The 18,835-nt window shown below is 72.6% G+C and carries 16 protein-coding genes; 7 read left to right on the forward strand and 9 right to left on the reverse strand.

All coding sequences use genetic code 11. From position 1 onward, the window contains the following. Positions 1-175: 175 nt before the first annotated feature. Positions 176-1,831 carry a HipA domain-containing protein gene (locus tag AC1Q7O_RS20900; RefSeq protein WP_492660358.1) on the forward strand — a complete coding sequence of 552 codons (1,656 nt, stop codon included), beginning with the start codon at positions 176-178 and terminating at the stop codon, positions 1,829-1,831. Here AC1Q7O_RS20900 and AC1Q7O_RS20905 read toward each other — a convergent pair. Genes AC1Q7O_RS20905 through AC1Q7O_RS20920 form a run of 4 tightly spaced genes read right to left on the reverse strand, consistent with a single transcriptional unit; the run spans position 1,820 to position 5,175 of the window. Beyond that, entirely contained in the window at positions 1,820-3,103 is a 1,284-nt protein-coding gene (locus AC1Q7O_RS20905) for a hypothetical protein (protein ID WP_492660359.1), read from the reverse strand. The two genes, AC1Q7O_RS20900 and AC1Q7O_RS20905, sit on opposite strands and share 12 nt — an antisense overlap. A gap of 2 nt (positions 3,104-3,105) precedes the next feature. Continuing rightward, entirely contained in the window at positions 3,106-3,900 is a 795-nt protein-coding gene (locus AC1Q7O_RS20910; protein WP_492660360.1) for a hypothetical protein, read from the reverse strand. 5 nt (positions 3,901-3,905) lie between these two features. Then, entirely contained in the window at positions 3,906-4,568 is a 663-nt protein-coding gene (locus AC1Q7O_RS20915; protein WP_492660361.1) for a hypothetical protein, read from the reverse strand. A 43-nt stretch (positions 4,569-4,611) separates the two neighbouring features. Next, positions 4,612-5,175: a peroxiredoxin family protein gene (locus tag AC1Q7O_RS20920; protein WP_492660362.1), complete on the reverse strand. Its 564-nt coding sequence runs from the start codon at positions 5,173-5,175 to the stop codon at positions 4,612-4,614. A gap of 76 nt (positions 5,176-5,251) precedes the next feature. On the opposite strand from AC1Q7O_RS20920, the gene AC1Q7O_RS20925 reads away from it, so the two are divergent. The 6 genes from AC1Q7O_RS20925 (at position 5,252) to AC1Q7O_RS20950 (ending at position 12,800) form a co-directional block, all read left to right on the forward strand. Further along, positions 5,252-5,638, forward strand: a complete 387-nt coding sequence (locus AC1Q7O_RS20925; RefSeq protein ID WP_492660363.1) for a DUF2946 family protein — start codon at positions 5,252-5,254, stop codon at positions 5,636-5,638. Between the two features lie 84 nt (positions 5,639-5,722). Next, positions 5,723-8,149 carry a TonB-dependent receptor gene (locus AC1Q7O_RS20930; protein ID WP_492660364.1) on the forward strand — a complete coding sequence of 809 codons (2,427 nt, stop codon included), beginning with the start codon at positions 5,723-5,725 and terminating at the stop codon, positions 8,147-8,149. A 10-nt stretch (positions 8,150-8,159) separates the two neighbouring features. Further along, complete coding sequence (locus tag AC1Q7O_RS20935; RefSeq protein WP_492660365.1) at positions 8,160-8,684, forward strand: YcnI family copper-binding membrane protein; 525 nt, start codon at positions 8,160-8,162, stop codon at positions 8,682-8,684. Next, entirely contained in the window at positions 8,684-9,079 is a 396-nt protein-coding gene (locus AC1Q7O_RS20940) for a DUF2946 family protein (protein ID WP_492660366.1), read from the forward strand. Before AC1Q7O_RS20935 ends, AC1Q7O_RS20940 begins: the two co-directional genes overlap by 1 nt. A gap of 104 nt (positions 9,080-9,183) precedes the next feature. Further along, positions 9,184-11,319, forward strand: a complete 2,136-nt coding sequence (locus AC1Q7O_RS20945; protein WP_492660367.1) for a TonB-dependent receptor — start codon at positions 9,184-9,186, stop codon at positions 11,317-11,319. A 2-nt stretch (positions 11,320-11,321) separates the two neighbouring features. Beyond that, positions 11,322-12,800 carry a PepSY domain-containing protein gene (locus AC1Q7O_RS20950; protein ID WP_492660368.1) on the forward strand — a complete coding sequence of 493 codons (1,479 nt, stop codon included), beginning with the start codon at positions 11,322-11,324 and terminating at the stop codon, positions 12,798-12,800. Between the two features lie 357 nt (positions 12,801-13,157). Here the strand turns inward: AC1Q7O_RS20950 and AC1Q7O_RS20955 are convergent, their stop codons facing one another. From AC1Q7O_RS20955 to AC1Q7O_RS20975, 5 genes are all read right to left on the reverse strand, one after another. Next, positions 13,158-13,946: a PEP-CTERM sorting domain-containing protein gene (locus tag AC1Q7O_RS20955; protein ID WP_492660369.1), complete on the reverse strand. Its 789-nt coding sequence runs from the start codon at positions 13,944-13,946 to the stop codon at positions 13,158-13,160. Between the two features lie 66 nt (positions 13,947-14,012). Further along, entirely contained in the window at positions 14,013-14,543 is a 531-nt protein-coding gene (locus AC1Q7O_RS20960; protein ID WP_492660370.1) for a c-type cytochrome, read from the reverse strand. Further along, positions 14,540-15,385, reverse strand: coding sequence for a hypothetical protein (locus tag AC1Q7O_RS20965; protein WP_492660371.1), 846 nt, complete (start codon positions 15,383-15,385; stop codon positions 14,540-14,542). The genes AC1Q7O_RS20960 and AC1Q7O_RS20965 overlap by 4 nt, the downstream gene beginning before the upstream one ends. After that, positions 15,382-17,073 (reverse strand): hypothetical protein, encoded by a 1,692-nt coding sequence (locus AC1Q7O_RS20970; RefSeq protein ID WP_492660372.1) that lies wholly within the window; start codon positions 17,071-17,073, stop codon positions 15,382-15,384. The genes AC1Q7O_RS20965 and AC1Q7O_RS20970 overlap by 4 nt, the downstream gene beginning before the upstream one ends. Before the next feature lie 56 nt (positions 17,074-17,129). Further along, a complete protein-coding gene (locus tag AC1Q7O_RS20975) occupies positions 17,130-18,827 on the reverse strand; it encodes a hypothetical protein (RefSeq protein WP_492660373.1) in 1,698 nt (565 codons plus the stop codon). Positions 18,828-18,835 lie beyond the last annotated feature (8 nt).

Here is an 18,835-nt window from a genome sequence, read left to right on the forward strand (position 1 = left end):
GTACTCCAACGCTGACCACGCCCACTCCTGGGCGTGCGCCGACATCTCAGCCCCGGCAGCAACGTCATCGCATCCTCATGCCTGGCCCACGGCGGCGTCCACTGCGCGGACAGCAGGCGTCGATGGACACAATCCCTGCTGCAGTCCCAGCGCTCGCCTCGTTCTGGACCATGAAATGCGGCTCGACGTCCAGCGTCTTCGATACGAAGTCGGGCTCGACAGGACGGCCACTGTTGGCCAGCTCAAGCAGTCGGTTCACGAGATGCTTGATCCGATCCTCGGCAGCGCGCTGGGCCTTCGCCAGCACACTAGCCACGCAGAGGGAAACGGCCAACGTCCATCGCCAACTCTGCAGGAGCTTCCATGTCGTGCTGCGTCCGGCAACGGTCAGGTCTGCCGCACTTTTCTCACGTCACACCGGGAAATCATCAAGGCGCACCTCCCACGCCCGGAATGCCAGGTCGATTTGGCACACCGAGAGTACGTCTGTAGTATCTATTCAGTATCTATCCAACAAGCAGCCATGAATCTCGGCGCGTCTCATCAACATGTCCTCGGCGCTCTGGCCGCGCAAGGACCGTTGGCATCGACAGCCCTGCAAGGAATCGTCCATTTGAGCCAGCCCAGCCTGTCACGGCTGCTGGCGGATCTGGCCGGTCAGGTGGTGCCGCTGGGCAAGGCCCGTACCACGCGATACGGGCTTCTCAAATCTATTCACGGATCGAACGGAAGGCAGCCGCTTTTCCTCACGCTGGCGGATGGCCGCATCGAGCGGATCGGCGACGTGACGCTGCTGTATCCCGAGGTGCTCCACGTCAGCGGCCCTGGCGCCGATCTCACCGTCAGCGCGGAGCTGCCCTGGCTGCTCGCACCGCTGCTGGCCCAGGGTTTCCTGGGGCGGCTGCTGGGGCAGCATCTCGCGGCACCCGGCATCGCGGCAGACCCGGCGGGCTGGCGGCTGGAGACGCAGCTCTTTGCCGCGCTGCACCTGCACGACGGCCCCGGCGCACTGACGCTCGGCGAGCCCATGCACGCGCCTCCCACCCTGCTCCCAGCCGGTGACGACACCGCGGCCTTCGACACGCTCGCCGCCGACGTCGCCAGCACATTGCCCGCAGGATCTTCGGCCGGTGGCGAGCAGCCTAAGTTCCTGGCTACTGCCGCGAGCGGCGAGGCGCTGCTCGTCAAGTTCACGCCGCCGCGCGGCACGCCGTTCGGTGAACGCTGGCACGACCTGCTTCACGCCGAGCATCTGGCCTTGCGCGTACTCGCCGAACATGGCGTGCCGGTGGCGCCGAGCCGCGTCGTCACCAGCGCAGCGCGCACCTATTTCGTCAGCACGCGTTTCGACCGTCTGGGCCGCGGCGGGCGGCGGCACGCGGTGGCCATCGGCGCGGTGCACGCCGGCTTCGTGCCGGGCGGCTACTGGAGCTGGCCGCGCACGACCGAGGCGCTGGCGCAGCAGCGGCGCCTGCCGGCGCTGGCGGCCGCACAGGTACAGGCGCTGTGGCACTTCGGTCGCCTCATCGGAAACACCGACATGCACGGCGGCAACCTGTCGCTGTGGGTAGAGGGCGACGACCTGAAGACCTTGCTGCGCGGCCGCTTCACGGTGGCGCCTGTCTACGACATGCTGCCCATGCGCTGGCGGCCGGACGCGGCGCTGGGCGGCGCGCCCGACTACGCGCCCTTCGTGCCCGACGCGCCAGCGCTGCACAGCGGTGCACGCGAGCCGGCGCTGGCCTTCTGGGCAGCGCTTTCTCGCTCCGGCGACGTGAGCCGTGCGCTACGCGACGTAGCAGCGGAGATGGCGGCTCGGCTAGCGCGCTGAGCGCAGCACCTGCTGCCGCTGCGCCAGTTCCGCGGGCTCGAACGGGCTCAAGCCGGGCTTGTCCGCGTACAGGCGGTACAGCGCCGCGAGGTTGGCGCGCAGTTGCTCATCCTGCGGCGCCATGGCCAGCGCCCCCAGCAAGGCCCGGCCCAGCCGCTGCGCCGAGGCGGCGTCGGCCGGCGTGCCGCTGAGCGCGGACACCGCCGCCAGGTTGGCCGCGGCCGCCGAGGCCGGCAGCCGCGCGCGGGCCTGTGCGAACAGCGCGGCCGCGGCGGCACGGTCGCCCCGGGCCCAGGCGAGCTGGCCACGCAGCGCGGCAGCCAGCCCCCAGGCAGAGGGCGCCTCGTCGCCTGGCACGGCGGCCTCGTAGCGGGCCAGCGCCGCGTCGGTGAACTGCGCGATGCGCGCACGCTCGGCATCGCCGACGCTCCCCACCTGCAGGCGCAGCCAGCCGGCCACGCCCAGCGCGTAGTCCAGCTCCGGCAGCCAGCGTGACAGCGACCACTCCGGCACGCTGTCGTCGCCGCTGCGCGCCCGCACCCAGCCGGCCGGCAGGCCCGGGCGCATCGGCTGCAGCTGCAGCCAGTCGCCGCGCTGCGCGGTGATCCAGTACGGCAGCCCCTGGCCGGGCGTGCTCGGCAAGGCCACGCCGGGGGCCGCCGCGTCCGGCTGCGCACGCACGCTCAACGCGGCGCGGGAGGCCGCGTCGATGCGCGCCAGCTCGTCCACGCGCAGCCGGCGCGGCGCGAAGGCCAGCGCCTGCATCGGCAGCGCCGCCTGCAGCGTCTCGCCGCCCCAGCCCAGCGACAGCGTTTCCGGCTGCAGGCCACCGCCCACCGCCTGGCGCGCGAAGCGCAGGTAGGTCTGCACGAACAGCTCGCCGTCCTGCTCGAAGAACCGCCCCCACAGCACGACGACCGCCTGCCCGGGCGCCAGCGTGCCGCCCAGCGCGCCGCCGCGGCTGACACGGCCCAGCACCTCGTTGACATCGCAGGTGGCGCCGGGCGACGCCACCAGGTCCACCGCGCCGATGGACCCCAGCGGCAACATGCCCATCAGCAGCTGCAGATGCGCCAGCGACGACAGCTGCCGGCCGGTGGCCAGCAGCCGGGGGCTGCCGGACTCCACCCGCCACGGCAGCACCAGCGCATTGACGGCGGCGCCGCGGAAGACGAAGGGGTCGGAACAGTCCCGGGCCATCATGCCGGCCTGCGCAGAGGGGCTGGCCCCCAGCGCTAGCAGCAGGCAGGCGGCGAACAACAGTCGGGCCATGGTCACTCCTCGCCGGCGCAGGGTTGCGCCGGGTTCTGCAGCCGCAACAGGCCTGCCTTGGGGTAGGCCGGGTCCGCCAGCGCATCACGCAGCGCCTTCGCCGCACCGTCCTGCACGAAGTGCTGCAGCGCCGTCAGCTCGGTCTTGACGCGGCCCGCCAGCGGCCGCTTGAGCAGCGCGCCCAGCAGCCGCGTGGCGCGGCACAGGTTGGCGTGCGCGGGGTCGAAACGGCGCTCGCGCAGCAGCTTCAGGCCCAGGCTGGTGGCGATGAAGGCGTCCAGGTCCTGTGGGCGGGCCACCAGCTGCACGGCGTCCTGCGCGGGCGCGGCGCCCGCCTCGGGGTAGCGCAGCCGCTGCAGCGCGGCGGCCGGCACCGCCTCGCGCTGGTCGGCCGCGAAGCGCAGCGGCACCAGCAGGTAGTTCATCTGCGCGGACAGCACCGGCGGCGTGCCGTCGCGGTCCACCGCCCCCCACACCTCCAGCAGCACGCGCTGGTCGTTGAGCTGCTCGACGACCTCGGGGCTGAACTCGCTGCCGTCCAGCGCCGGCGCGCGGCGGGGGCAGGCCCGGAAGGCCACGGGCGTGGCATCGGGGTTGATCCACTGCTCGTCGCGCTCGCGGTCCAGCGCGAACTGCAGCCGACGCAGGAAACCGTCGACGGCGGCGCGGTCCGTCATCGCGCCACCGCTGGGCTCGCTGAGCAGCACGGTGAAGCTGTTGGGCGCCGGCGCGCAGTTGACGACGGCGGCCTGGGCGCCGCCGGCGCCCAGCAGCAGGGCTAGCAGCAGGGATCTCATGGGCATCACTCCAGGTTGGCAATGGCTTCGTCGAGCACCTTCTTCAGCCGCGGGTAGGCCTCGGCCGGCGCGGAGACCTCGCCGCCGATGCGCTCCTGCAACTCCGCGGGCCGGCCGGCGACGGCGGCGTTGACGAAGTCCCGGTAGCGGCGCAGCTGCGGCAGCGCCTTGCGGCAGCCGTTGTCCCCCACCAGGCCCACCAGCGTGCGGTGCGCGGCGATGTCGTAATGCTGGTTGCGCTTGAGCAGCAGCGGCGGCAGCACGCGGCACAGCAGCTCGGGGTCGCGCACCGCCATGGCCTCCAGGCCCCGCGTGGCGGCCACCGCGTGCAGGTCGGTGCGGCGCAATTCCATCAGCAGCGCGGGCAGCGCCGGCTCGCCGAACGACGCCAGCACGACGGCGGCGTTGTTGAGCTTGCCGAGGTCGTCCTCCTGCGTCAGCGTCTGCAGCACCGCCAGCATCTCCTTGGTGTAGCTCAGGTCCAGCTGGCGCTGCTTGATGGCCAAGTCCACCGAGTCCTTGACCCAGTAACCCAGCACCAGCAGCACGATGCCGGCCAGCAGCTTGGGCGCCTCGCCGCCCATCCAGGCCAGCAGGCGGGCGGGCAGCGACGGCGGCGGTGGGGCCGGCTTGGGAAGCGGAGGTGGCGTCGCGCCGGGGTAGCTCATCGCCGCAGTGTCTGCCTGCGTGAGCCGGGCGCACAACCCCAAATCAGCTATCCGGCGCGCTGGCGGCCTTGGCCGCCGTCATGGCGTCGTTGACATGCTCGACGATCTGCTCGAGACAGCCCTTCTCGCACCAGCCCGACATCGTCTTCGTGATCCGGCCGTCCCCACGCACCACCACCGTGTAGGGCACGCCGTCGGCCTTGCCGAAGGCCTTCGCGCTGGCGCCATCGGGGTCGTAGGTGTGCAGCATCTGCATCTTTCCCGACAGCTGGCGGTTGAGCTGCCGGAACACGTCGCGCTCCTCGACGCTGATCGCGACGACACGCGCACGCTCCCGGGTGGCGGCCATCTGCAGACGCTCCAGCCCGGGCAGCTCATTGCGGCAGTGCGGGCACCATGACGCCCAGAACATCACGACGACCGGCTTGCCGTCGAAGTCGGACAAGCGGACGACGGTGCCATCCAGCGCCTTGCCCAGCGGCACGTCCAGCGGCACCCGCTCGGGAGGCGTGGGCTTGGCCCGTTCCTGCGCCCAGGTCGGCGTTCCCAGCGTCGCCAGCATCACGCCAGCCAGCAGCAGGCCGCGGCGCAACCGTTCGTGCTTCATGTTTCTCCCTTGATCGGGCGCAACGCCCCGACTCGCCGCCATCTTAGGGACGACCGCCGCTGCATAGAATCCTGGCATGCCCGCCCTCTCCCACGCCCGCGCGCGCCGCCAGTCCTGGTGGTGGCTGGCCGTGCTGGTGCTGGGCATGCTGGCCCCGGGCATGAGCGCCGCGCTGGCGCATGCGCGCGGTGACTTCAGCGCCTGGCAGGACGTCTGCCGCGCACCGTCGCTGGGCCGGGCCGCCGAGCCCAAGCCCATCGAGAAGGCACTGGAGCTGCTGGCCAACGGCCACTGCGCGGCCTGCCACCTGCACGCCACCGATGCCGCCCCGCCACCGGCCACACCGGCGGTCGCGGTGCCGGCAGGTCTCGTGGCCGAGGCCCCGGCACGCTTCTGGACCGCACCGGTCACCGCCCACGCCTGGCGGCCTGCCAGCGCACGCGCGCCGCCCGCGGCGATCTGAGTCTTCCCGACCGCCCGAGGCCTGCCACGGCCCCGGGGACCGCCGCGCGCCTCGGGCGCCGGCCCGACTCCGATCCCGCCATCCATGAAAAAGACTGCCCTTGCGCGCGCGGCTGCCGCCTGCGCCGCCCTGTCCAGCCTCGCGCTGGCCCATGCCACCGCCTTCGCCTGCGACGACTGCGAGGACGCCGCCGCCCCTGAACAAACCACGTTGGCTGCGCAGGCCGACAGCGCCGACGCCGCCCCGCGCACGAAGCTGGGTCTGGTGCGCGTGCAGGGCGTGGCGCCCAGTTCGCTGCCCACCAACATTCCGACGACGCGCGAGACCGTCACGCGCGAGGACATCGAGCGCAGCATCAACGCCACCGACTCGGAAGACGCGCTGAAGTACCTGCCCAGCCTGCTGGTGCGCAAGCGCTACATCGGCGACTACAACCACGCCATCCTGTCCAGCCGCGCCTCGGGCACGGGCAACAGCGCGCGCTCGGCCGTCTACGCCGACGGCGTGCTGCTGTCCAACTACCTCGGCAACGGCGTGGGCGGGCTCTCCTTCCCGCCGCGCTGGGGGCTGGTGACGCCGGAGGAGATCGAGCGCGTGGACGTCATGTACGGCCCGTTCTCGGCCGCCTACCCGGGCAACTCGGTGGGCGCGGTGGTGGACTACGTGACGCGCATGCCGACCAAGTTCGAGGCTCATGTCAAAGTGGGATACGGTCACCAGTCCTCGGAGCTCTACGGCCACAGCAGCAGCTACCGCGCCTGGCAGGCCAGCGCGTCGGTGGGCAGCCGCGACGGCGCCTTCAGCTGGTGGCTCAACGTGAACCACACCGACAGCGACGGCCAGCCGCTGACCTTCGCCACGCGCGTGGCCAGCACCGGCACCGCCGCCACGACCGGCACGCCGGTGACCGGTGCCGTCCTCGTGCCCAACAGCAGCAACACGCCGTGGTACCTGCTCGGCGCCGGCACGCAGTACAGCACCGCGCAGGACCACCTCAAGCTCAAGCTCGCCTACGACCTCAGCCCCACGGTGCGGGCCAGCTACGTACTGGGCCTGTGGCGCAACGACTCGGACGGCAACTCCGAGAGCTGGCTGCGCGACGCCACCGGCAAGCCGGTGTATTCGGGGGTCATCGCCATCGACGGCAAGCAGTTCGCCCGGCTCACCGCATCGGACTTCGCCGTGACGCGCGAGCAGCTGCAGCACGCCATGCACGGCGTCTCGGTGAAGAGCCGCAGCGGCGCCGAATGGGACTGGGAGGTCGCCGCCAGCCTGTACGACTACCGGAAAGACCAGAAGCGCCAGAACGGGCTGACCGTGAACGGCGTGCTGACGGACAACCCACAGCCCGGTGCCCTGAGTGGCGGCGCCGGCACGCTGGTCGACGGCAGCGGCACTGGCTGGCACTCGCTGGCCGCCAAGGGCATCTGGCGCCCGGCCGGCACGGCCCACGTGGTGGACATCGGGCTGCAGCAGGACAGCTACGCGCTGCGCTACCTGACCTCCGGTATCAGCGGCAACTACCTGACGGACGGCCCGGGCGACCTGGTCAACCGCGTGGCGGGCAAGACCCGCCTGCAGGCGGCCTATGCGCAGGACGCCTGGCTGCTGAACGCCGACTGGAAGGCCGTGCTGGGCCTGCGGGCCGAGCACTGGCAGGCGTTTGATGGCCGCACGGACTTCTCCGCTACCGGCACGCCGGCGCCCAGCATCTACGCGGCGCGCAGCGCGAACTTCCTCTCGCCCAAGGCGGCACTGTCCTGGCAGGCCACGGCGCAGACCGTGCTGAAGGCGTCGGTGGGCCGCGCCGTGCGCATGCCCACCGTCAGCGAGCTGTACGGCGCCACGTCGACCACCAACTCGCTGTACATCAACGACCCCAACCTCCAACCCGAGAAGTCGTGGACGGCCGAGCTGAGCGCCGAGTCGGCCTGGGGCGCGCTGCAGTCGCGCGTCACGCTGTTCGCCGAAACCACACGCGACTCGCTGTACTCGCAGACGCTGCTGGACCCGGTACTCAACAAGAACGTCAGCCGCGTGCAGAACATCGACAAGATAGCCACCACCGGCCTGGAGGCCACGCTGGCCGCGACCGACTGGGGCCTCAAGGGGCTGGACCTGTCGGGCAGCGTGACCTACACGGACTCCAAGATCAAGGCCAATGCCGGCTTCGTGTCGACGGCGGGTGACACGGTGGGCAAGTGGCAGCCCAACATCCCGCGCTGGCGCGCCACGGCGCTGGCCGCCTACCGCTTCAGCGACGCCTGGAGCGCCAGCCTCGCCGCCCGCTACAGCGGCCGCCAGTACCGCACGCTGAACAATGCCGACGTGAATGGCTTCGCCTACCAGGGCGTCAGCAAGTACGCCACGGCCGACCTGCGCGTGCTGTGGAAGATCAGCCGCCAGTGGAGCGCCGCCTTCGGCATCGACAACCTCAACAACTACCAGTACTGGAACTTCCACAACTACCCGCAGCGCAGCTATTCGGCCGAGCTGAAATTCGACCTGTGAGGAGAGCCGCATGAAAGCCTTCGTCATCACTGCCCTGGCCCTGCTGAGCGCCTCGGCCCAGGCCCACGTCGTGCTGGACCAGCCCGAAGCCGCGGCCGGCAGCAGCTACCGAGCCGCGTTCCGCATCGGCCACGGCTGCAACGGCGCGGCGACGACCGTCGTCATCGTCACGCTGCCCACCGGCCTGCGCGGCGCCAAGCCCAGCCCCAAGCCCGGCTGGACGCTGACCACCACGCGCCGCCCGCTGAAGAGCCCGTACGAGAGCCACGGCAAGCCCGTCACCGACGAACTGGCCGAGGTGCGCTGGACGGCCAACACGCCGGCCGACTTCCTGCAGGACGACTGGTTCGACGAGTTCGTCATCCGCGCCAGCCTGCCGGCCGAACCCGGCACGCTGTGGTTCCCGGTGCGCCAGCTCTGCACGCAGGGCGAATGGCACTGGGCCGAGCTGCCCAGCGCCGACAACCCAAAGCCGCGCGCGCCGGCCGTCAAGCTCATCGTCTCGCCCGCCCAGCCCGCCGCCCACGCGCACTGATGGCGCCCACCGGCCTGCCCTGCCGCACCACCACCCGCGCCGCACGCGCCGGGTGGGTGGCGCTGCTCGTGCTGGGCCTGCTGCTCAAGGCGGCCGTCCCCTGGCTGGCCGCGGGCGCGGCGAGGGCACGCGGCGTGTCGACGGCGGACGTGTGCTCGGTCTACGGCGTGCGCACCCAGCCGGCGTCGACCGACGACACCGCCGGCCACGCGCACCAGGCCTGCCCGCTGGCCACGCTGCTGGCGGCGCTGCCGCTGCCCGCGCTGCCGCCGCGGCTGGCCCTGGCCCCGGGCCCGGCGCCGGCCGATGCCACGGCCACGCCTGCGGGCACGACGGCCCGCGACCCCGTGCGGCGCTGGCTCGCCCAGCGGCTGCACGCGCCGCCCGTGGCCTGACGCCTGGCCTGTCTCGGCGGCCGCTCACGGCTGCCCTCTTCCCCGTTCCTGACCGACCGCGACGCCCTCGAAGGCGCGCGACGGGCCTTCGCCTGAGCCTTTCCATGAAGCACGTTCCCCACCTCGCGCCGCTGGCGCTTGCCTGCCTGAGTTTTTCCGCGCTGTCACAGACCACCGCGCTGGAGCGCGTCTCCGTCAGCGGCACCGCCAGCGGCCTGAACGCCGACGCCGGCGGCAATTCCCGCCTGGGCCTGACGCTGAAGCAGACCCCCGCCAGCGTCACCGTCATCGACCGCGAGGCCATCGAGGCGCGCGGCGCCGCCAACACGCAGGACCTGCTCAAGGGCGTGCCGGGCGTGGTGGCCGCCGACCCGCCGGGCTCCGCCGGCAGCGTGGTCTACCGCGGCTTCGGCTCGGGCTCGCTGGCCCAGCTCTACAACGGCATCAGCGTGCAGTACGACGCCATCGCCGCACGCCCCGTGGACAGCTGGATCGTCGAGCGGCTGGAGGCCGTCGGTGGTCCGTCCAGCTTCCTCAACGGCTCGGGGGCCGTGGGCGGCACGCTCAACGTCATCACCAAGGTGGCCGACACCAGTGGCGACATCTCGCGGCTGTACGTCGCCACCGGCGACCGCGCCCAGGCGGCAGCCAGCCTGCAGCGCACGCTGGGCGAGCAGGTGCTGCGCGTGGAGCTGAACCGCAGCGAGGGCGCGCTGTGGACGCAGGGCCGCGACCGCAGCGCCTGGCAGGCCAGCGCGTCCTGGCGAGCGCCACTGGCCGCAGGCCTGGTGCACACGCTGGCCGTCGAGCGACAGCACGAGAAGGTGACGCAGCCCTACTGGGGCACGCCCATGCTGCGCGCGGCCGACGGCACCGTCACGGGCAGGCTGGCCTTCGACGCGGGCACGGACGGCGTCAACTACAACGTCGTGGATGGCCGCTACGAGCAGGACGTGACCTGGGCCCGCTCGCTGCTCGAGTGGACGCTGTCGCCCCAGACCCGCGTGAGCCACACGCTGTACCACTACGACGCGCTGCGCGACTACGACAACGTCGAGGTCTACACCTTCAAGGCCGGCAATACCGCGGTGGAGCGTTCCAGCGCGCTGCTGCAGCGCCACGACCAGCGCGTCACCGGCAGCCGCGCCTCGCTGAGCCATGGCACCCGCATCGCCGGCCAGCGCTCGGACTTCGCGCTGGGCTGGGACTGGAGCTTCAACGAGCAGACGCGCTTTCCGCTGTCGGTGAATGGCCCGTTCGACACCACCAGCCCCTACACGCCGGCCGACCGCTTCTTCCTGCAGACGCCGGGCATCACGCGCACCTACACCCCCGGCGCCACCAACCTGCTGCGCACCTTCGCGCTGTTTGCCGAGAACCGCACCGAGCTGGGCGATGGCTGGGCCGTGGTCAGCGCGCTGCGCACCGACCGCATCGCGTTGGACGTGCGCAACCACCGCGCCGTCACCGCCACCAACCCCGCGCTGTTCACCACCGACTTCTCGCCGGTCACCGGCCGGCTGGGCCTGGTGAAGGACTTGCGCAGCGACTGGCAGGTCTACGCGCAGGCCAGCACCGCCGCCGACCCGCCGTCGGGCGTGCTGGCCACGGCAGGCTTCTCGGCGCTGCGCGACTTCGACCTGACCAAGGCCCGGCAGCTGGAACTGGGCAGCAAGTGGGGCTTCGACGGCGGCCGCGGCTGGGCCACGGTCGCGGTGTACGACATCACGCGCAAGAACCTCTCCATCACCGACCCCAACGACCGCACCCAGGTCATCCCGGTCGGCGCGCAGAGCAGCCGGGGCGTGGAGCTGTCCACGCGCTGGCGTGCAACGGCTGCGCTGACGGTGGCCGGCCAGGCCAGCTACACGCGCGCGCGATTCGACAGCTTCGTCGAGACCGTCGGCGCCACCACCGTCTCGCGGGCCGGCAACCGCCCGGCCAACGTGCCGGCCGTGGTGCTGGGCGGCAGCGTCGACTGGCGCGCCAACGAGTCGCTGACGCTGGGCGCCGACTGGCGCCACGTCGGCAAGCGCTACGCCAACACCGCCAACACGGTGTGGGACGAGGCGTACTCGCTGCTGGGCCTGAACGTCACGCTGCGCATCACGCCGCAGCTCACGGCCCGCGCCCGCGTGGACAACGTGACGGACACCCGCTACGTGGCCAGCCTCAGCACCAGCCTGCCCTACCTGGGTGCCCCCCGCAGCATCAGCGCCGCGCTGGACTGGCGCTTCTGACCATGAAGCGCCTGCTCTACCTGCTGCATCGCTGGGCCGGCATCGCGCTGTGCCTGGTGATGGCGCTGTGGTTCCTGTCCGGCATGGTGATGCTGTACGTGGGCTACCCCAAGCTCACACCGGCCGAGCAGCTGCAGGGCCTGGCGGTGCTCAAGGCCGGCCCCGGCTGCTGCGTGTCGCTGGACCGGGCGCTGGACGCGGCCGGGCTGAAGTCGCCCACGTCGTGGCGCCTGGCGGCCGTGGCCGGCGAGCCGCGCTACCTGTTCGGCGACGGCCGCCAGGCAGCGGTGGCGGTGGACGCCGCCACCGGCCGGCGCATCGAGGCCGTCACACGCGACGCCGCGCAGGTGTCCGCCTCGCACTTCGCCGGCGGGGCGCCGGTACGCTGGCTGGGCGATGTCACCGAAGACGCCTGGACCCATTCCCGCGCGCTGGATGCCCACCGCCCGCTGCACCGCGTCGCGGTGGAAGACGGCAGCGGCCTGTGGCTGTACGTCAGCGGCCGCACCGGCGAAGTGGTGCGCGACGCCACGTTCACGGAGCGCACCTGGGGCTGGGTGGGCGCCTGGCTGCACTGGCTGTACCTCTTCCGCGGCGGTGCGCTGAACGCGTGGTGGACCGACATCGTCGTCTGGCTGTCCATCGCCGGCGGCGTGCTGGCGCTGAGCGGCCTGGTGGTGGGCATGTGGCGCTGGCGCTTTCGGGGCCGCTACAAGAGCGGCGCGCGCTCGCCCTACCGCGGCCGGCTGGCGCGCTGGCATCACGTGGTGGGGCTCACCGGCGGCACGCTGGCGCTGACCTGGGTGGTGTCGGGCCTGTTCTCGATGAACCCTTGGAAGGTCTTCGACGCGCCCGGCCCCCGGCCCGACCGCGCGGCCTACGCCGGGGGCCCGCTACGCGCGGACGATGCGCCCGACGCCAGCCGCGTGCTCGCGGGTCTGCAGGCCCAGGGCCAGCAGCCGCGCCTGCTGGAGTGGCGCCGCGTGGCCGGCCAGCCCTGGGTGCTGGTGCAGACGGTGTCCGGCCAGTTCCTCGTGGATGGCGAGGGCCGGCGCCTGGCAGCGCTGCCCGAGGCCACGCTGGTGCAGGCCGCGGCGCGGCTGCTGCCGCAGGCGAACATCGTCCGGCGCGAGTGGCTGACCGCCTTCGACAGCCACTACTACAGCCGCGAGGCGCACACGATGACCGGCCAGCGCGAACGCCCGCTGCCGGCGCTGCGCCTGCACTTCGACGATGCCCAGGCCCACACCGTCGTGCTGGACCCCGCCACCGGCGCCATCGTGCAGACCAGCAACGGCCACCAGCGCACCGACCGCTGGCTGTTCGCCTTCCTGCACAGCTTCGACCTGCCCGTGTTCCTCAACGCCCGCCCGGCCTGGGACGCCTGGATGCTGGGCTTCGGCGGGGCCGGGCTGGCGCTGTCCGTCACTGGCACGGTGATGGGCTGGCGGCGGCTGCGGATGGGGATGCACCGGCGCTGAGCCCAAAAAAGGGCGGCCCCGCCCCGCTGATTGCGGCTTTGTTCACGGCGGGCTGCGCCGATGATCCGTTCTGTCACCAGTGCACGGCCCCCGGCAACGCTGCGGCCCCTGGCGAGGCGGAACTCGAGCCCGCCCGCGACCATGAAAGCATGAGCTTCCCGGCCCGCCAGCGTCACCCCGGTGTCGCCCGCGTCAGCCGCCTGCGCTGTGATGCACACCGCAGCCCCATGTCCGCCGCGAGGCGGATGTCCCGGGCGGTGTGAAGCGCTTTTGCGCCCCGACCGGTGAACACCGGTCGGGGCTTTCCTTTGCGCCGTCACCGGACAGGGAATCAGCGCGGGCGACGGCACCGGGCCGTCATCGCGCGGCGCTGCGACGGCGCCGGTGCAGCACGGCGAGGCCGAACAGGCCGCTGGCCATCAGCGCCATGCTGGCGGGCTCGGGCACGGGCGCCGCCACGGGCGAGAAGTGCCCGGAGGCGGAGGTGTAGGTCCAGCCGGGCGGCAGGTCCCAGTGGAACGACATGGTGTGGCTGTAGTCGGCCACGGCGCCGTCGCGAGCCGACACCGACAGCGCGCCGTACACGTACAGCGTGATGGGCTGACCATTGCGCGCCTCCACGGTGCCGGCCGCCTCCATCTTGCCGTTGCCCAGCGTGCGCATGTTGGGCGTGTACCAGCCGTTGGCGTCGGTGCCGATGTAATACCAGGAGGTGGCCGTGGTGCCGCTGCCGTAGGCCCACGGGCCACGCTTGCGGAAGCCGTCGATGGCGAACCGGTAGTCCAGCGTCTCGGTGCTGTTCGCGGCGGGGGTGATGGTGACGGTGTCCCACACCGACACGCTGGCATGGGTCTGCCACGAGCAGGTGTACACCGTGCAGTAGATCGGCAGCGTCGGGTTCTCGGACGTCCAGGCCCGCGCATGGACGCTGAAGGACTCCGAGCTGCCCCAGGCGCTGGCTTCGGTGTTGCCGCTGGCACTGCCGTGCGAAGCGCTCGCCGTGGACTGGTACCAGCCGCCGGCCTTGACGCTGCCGGCCTCGGCCGTCACGCCGAAGCTGCTGCCCTGCAGCACCGCTGCGAGGCTCGGAAGGGACAGGGTGAACAGGCACAAGGCCGCCAGTGCGTGGCGTGGATGAAAGGACATGTTGGGCTCCTGGGTAGGTAGGGTTGCAGGGGATCGCGTGTGAGGGCGTGGATGCCGGTCCTGCGTTCAGGGCCGGGCGGCCATCGGGGGGGCGAGCGGCTCGGGCACCTTGTTGCGGATGGCCGGCACGCTCTTCAGGTAGGCGAAGACGGCCTTGAGGTCGTCGTCCGTCATCTGGCTGTAGACGGGAATGGGCATGGGCGGCAGTACTTGTCTGCCGCGGCCCAGGTGGCGGCCGGTGCGGATGGTCTGCACGAAGTCGTCCTCGCTCCAGCGGCCCAGGCCGGTGTCGGGGTCGGGCGTCAGGTTGGCTGCGAAGCTCACGCCCCAGGGGCCTGCGTAGGCCGTACCGGTGGCCGCGATGGCCACCATCCACGGCACCGGCAGCACTGCCGCAGGCGCCGTGACGGCGAAGCCTGCCGGGTGGCCGGACAGCGCACGAGCCAGGTCAGGCTCCGGGCCGTTGGCCCCCATCTTGAGCGGCGTGTGGCAGTCGGTGCAGCCGCTGGTGTTGACGAGGTAGCGGCCGCGCTCGATGCGGTCGCTGGCGTGCGCGGCACCGGCCAGCAGCACGAGCAGGGGAATCAGGGCTCTCATGGATGAATCTCCAGGTTGAAGTGACGGGCCAGCAGCGCCAGGCCCACGGCGTCGACCACGCGGGTGCCCAGGGGCGGCATCTGCTGGTAGGGGTTGCGGGTGCCGGCACGGCGCAGCACGGCGGCCCGCTGCTCGGCGTGCAGTGGCGCGGGCGGTGCACCCACGTCCAGCGCCAGGCGCAGCGGCACGGGCACACCGCCGTCGCCGATGTCACCGTGATGGCAGTGCGCGCAGTTGCCGTGCAGGTAGCCGCGCGCGGCGTGAGCGGTGGCGTCGGCGGCGATGAAGTCGGGCGGCTGCGCGGCCCAGGCGGCCGGGGCGTTCGCGAGCAGACCATCGCGCAGCAGCGCCGGCACGGCCGGGCCCAGCTGCAGCGCGGCAAACCCGAGCACCGGGCTGCGCGCCCCGGCGTGGCAGGCGACGCAGTCGCCCACCGACGGCACCTCGTAGCGCCGGCCGCCTGGCAGCGTGAGCGCCTGGCCCCGGTCCGGTGCGCGCACCGCGTCGCCACCCTGCCAGAGGTAGCTGGCGAACTGCCAGCGGCCGTCTGCGCCCAGCTGCATGTGGCGTGTCTCCACCGGCAGGCCGTCCACGCTGAAGGTCTTCCACAGCCGCGTGCCGACGGGGAAGCGCCAGGCATCGGGCCGGCTCGCATCGACCGCCGTGCCCGGCGGCAGCGCGATCCAGCGCTGCTTGGCCGCGCCATCGCTCCACAGCGCGAAGCGCGGCTCGAACGGCCGCACGCCGGGCTCGCCCAGGCCGGTCTGGCTCAGCCGTTCGGGCAGGCTGGCCTGCGCCGACGCGGCCAGCACCAGCCCGAGGGCCGCGAGACCTGCCCTCATTGCGGCCGCTCCAGCGACCAGCTGCGAGTGCCGCCAAGGACGACCTCGAGGCCCTGGATGCGGCCCGCCGAGACGTCGCCGCGCACATCCCAGATGTAGCCCGCTGCGGTGGGGCCGGAGACGGTGCCGGTTGGGCAGCTCACGGTCAGCACGGAATCCCAGCGCGTGCTCAGTCCCAGGGTGTAGCGAGCCGGGCTCACCGACTCGTCCACCACCAGCTCGCCCATCGCGTCGGCCTGCGCCAGTGGCAGCTGCCGGGGCGTCACGGTGTGGGTGCAGCCCGTGTCATCGATGGTGTAGATGTGGGTGGCATCGCCTGTGGGGCGGTAGACGCGGCGGGTGTCGGTGCTCTTGCCGGCATCCAGCGTCCAGCGCGTCGTCAGCCGGAACACGTGGCCGGCGCCGCCGGCGCCGATGCTGCCCTCAAGCTCGCCGGTCCAGGCGTCCTCCACGACGCGCACCTGCGCGGTCAGCACCAGGCGCCGCCCACTGGCGACATGGGTGCTGGTGAAACGCAGCGTCAGCGGGTTGGTGGCAGGCACCTGGGCGGGCGCCGTGTAGACCACGCCGCTGCCTGATTCCGCCGCCAGCACGCCCAGCGCCGGCGCGGGCGTGGTGCTGTCCTGCAGCTCCCACTGGCGCTGGTAGCCGGCCTTGGTGTTGCGCACCGGCATCGTCACGTCGCGCAGCACCGGCGTCGGGATGCAGATGTCGCCATCGGCGGGGCTCTCGCAGGAGATGTTGTCGCTGACCGTGTAGATGGACACCGGCACGAAGCGCTGGCTGCCCAGCACCCGCACGCTGGCGGAGGCCGGCAGCAGCTTGTGGGCCTTCACGCGTACGACATGCAGCTTGGCGGAAGGCGTGGGCAGCGCGGCCTGATGTGCCTGCAGCGCCTGGGCGGTCACGGCCTGCGGCCACAGGGACACGGGCAGGTCCACCGTCAGCAGGCGCTCACCTTCGCCGTGCGCCGCCAGCGGCAGCAGCCACCAGCTGCCGTCGGCCTGCTGCACCGCGAGGCGGTCCGAGGTCACGTCGTCCGCGCTTTCGTTCATGCCGTAGCGCAGCGACAGCCTCAGCGACTGCGCCGGGCGTTCGGGCAGGCTCAGCGCGAAGCCGGTGCCCACGCCGTCGGGCAGCGGGTTGCTCACCGGCTGCACGGTGGCGGTGCCGGCCTGGCTGAAGGCGCCGGCCGGCAGCGACAGCGCCAGCGCGCCGTCGGCCAGCGCAAGGCGGCGGGTGTCGGTCGTGAAGGGCAGCGAGACGGCGTCGCCGGCCGGCTGCGGGGCGGGCGTCACCCGCGCGGCATCGCTGCCGGTGCGCGCATCCGCCGTGGCGGCGACGCTGCCGTCGGCGCGCGTCACGCGGTAACGGTAGGCCGTATCGGCAGTGAGGCCGGTGTCCATCCACAGGCCGGCGCCGCTGTCGACATCGGCCACGGCGCTGAACGCCCCGCTCTCGCCGGCGCGGCGTTCCAGCCGCCAGGTCTGGCCGGCGCTGCCGCCTTGCCAGCGGAGGGTGACGTGGGCGGCGGAGCCGGCCATCGCCGACATCGTCGCCGCGGGCGGCAACGGGGTCGGCGTGTCGGGGCTGCCGGACGGCGCGCCGCCATCACCGCCGCCGCCGCAACCGGTGAGCACAAGCAGGCCGGCGCACAGCGGCGCCAGCAGTCGGAGGGACAAGGACATGGGGATCTCCAGAGTCAGGGGAGCGGGAGCGCCGGGCCGGGGCCCGGCGCGCGCGGTCACAGCCAGTGGCGCATCAGCACCACGTCGAGGTCGCTCGTGCCGCTGGCCTCGCCGGCCTGCAGCACACGCACGGTGGGCACGCGGTCGTCGGGCTGCAGCGCCAGCGCCCGGCCAGAGTCGGTGCGGGTACCGGCAGCGACGGCCGTGGTGCGCACGCCGCCGGGGCCGAAGCCGGCGTCAGCGCTGCCGTTGGCGTTCAGGCGCACCAGCACCGTGTCGGCGCTGGAGCTGTTGCCGGTGTAGACCCAGCCGCCCAGCAGCAGCTTGCCGTCGGCCTGCTGCACCAGCGCGGTGGCTTCGTCCCAGTTGGTGGTGCTGACCGGCAGCGTGACGCGCCCGCCGGTGCCGAAGCTGGCATCCAGCACGCCGCTGGGGCTCAGGCGCACGGCCGCGAAGTCGTGGTCGTGATGGCCGGCCAGCACCAGCTGGTTGTCGGCCGTCACGACGACACCGCGCGCGGCGCCGGTGACGCTGCCGAACAAGGCGTTGACGATGCCACCCGTGCCGAAGCCCGTGTCCAGCGTGCCGTCGGCCTTGTAGCCGGCGACGATGAAGTCGCCCTCACCGCCGACGGCGACGAGGCGCTGCGCGCCGCCGACGGTCTGCAGCGCCAGCGCGTAGACCGTCTCGCTCGCGCTGCCGGCGCCGATGGCCGTCAGCACCTTGCCACCGGTGCCGAAGGCCGCGTCCAGCGTGCCGTTGGCGTTGTAGCGGGCCAGCGCGAAGTCGTTGCCGCTGGCGCCCTGGTTGCTGTCGCCGGCCAGCACGATCTTGCCGTCGGGCTGCAGCAGCAACGCATAGGCCTTGTCGGCGCCGTTGCCGAACGAGGTGGTGACGCGGCCCACGTTGCCGAAGGTCGTGTCCAGCGTGCCGTCGGCGTTGTAGCGGGCCAGCGCGAAGTCGTAGCCCGTGGCGCCCTGGTCGCTGGTGCCGGCGACGAGGATCTTGCCGTCGGGCTGCACAGCCACCGCCAGCGCCTCGTCGCTGCGGCCGGCATTGTTGAAGCCGGTGGTGACCTTGCCACCCGTGCCGAAGCTGGTGTCCAGCCCGCCGTCGCGCAGATGGCGCACCAGCAGGAAGTCGGTGCCCGTCGCCGTGGCGGTGACGCCGAAACCGGCCACCAGCACGCGGCCGTCGGCCTGCACGGCCACGCCGCGGACGTAGTCGTCGGTCAGCCCGCCGGGGGCCACCAGCGTGCCGCCGCCGAAGCTGGTGTCGATGTCGCCCGCCTGGCCGCGCACGGTGACGGTCAGCGGCTTGCTGGCGTTGACGGTGCCCGCGATGCCCTTGACGGTGACCGCCGTCGGCAGCGAGTGCGGCGCCGTCGACGTGGCCTGCAGCGTCAGCGTGCCGGTGGTGCTGCCGGCCGCCACGCTGAGCGCGGCCGCCGTGGTGCCGGTGGGCAGGCTCTCGGCACTGAACTGGATGGCGTCGGTGAAGCCGGCATCGCGCTGCACGGTGACGGCCACGGTGGCCTGCTGGCCCTGCCAGACGATGGCCTTGCTGGTGTCCAGCGTGAAGCTGAAGCCGGCGCTGCCGCCGTTGCCGGGCTGGGGTTGCTGGGGCTGGGGTTGCTGCGGGGACGCGTCGGTCGGCGTCGATGAGCCGCCGCCACAGGCGGTGAGCGCGGCGGCCAGCAGCGCGGCCAGGCAGGGAGCGCGCAGCGCGCGGCGGGCAGAGAGTCGGTGTTGCATGGGTTGTC

The sequence above is a fragment of the Roseateles sp. GW823-FHT07B05 genome (assembly GCF_058794515.1).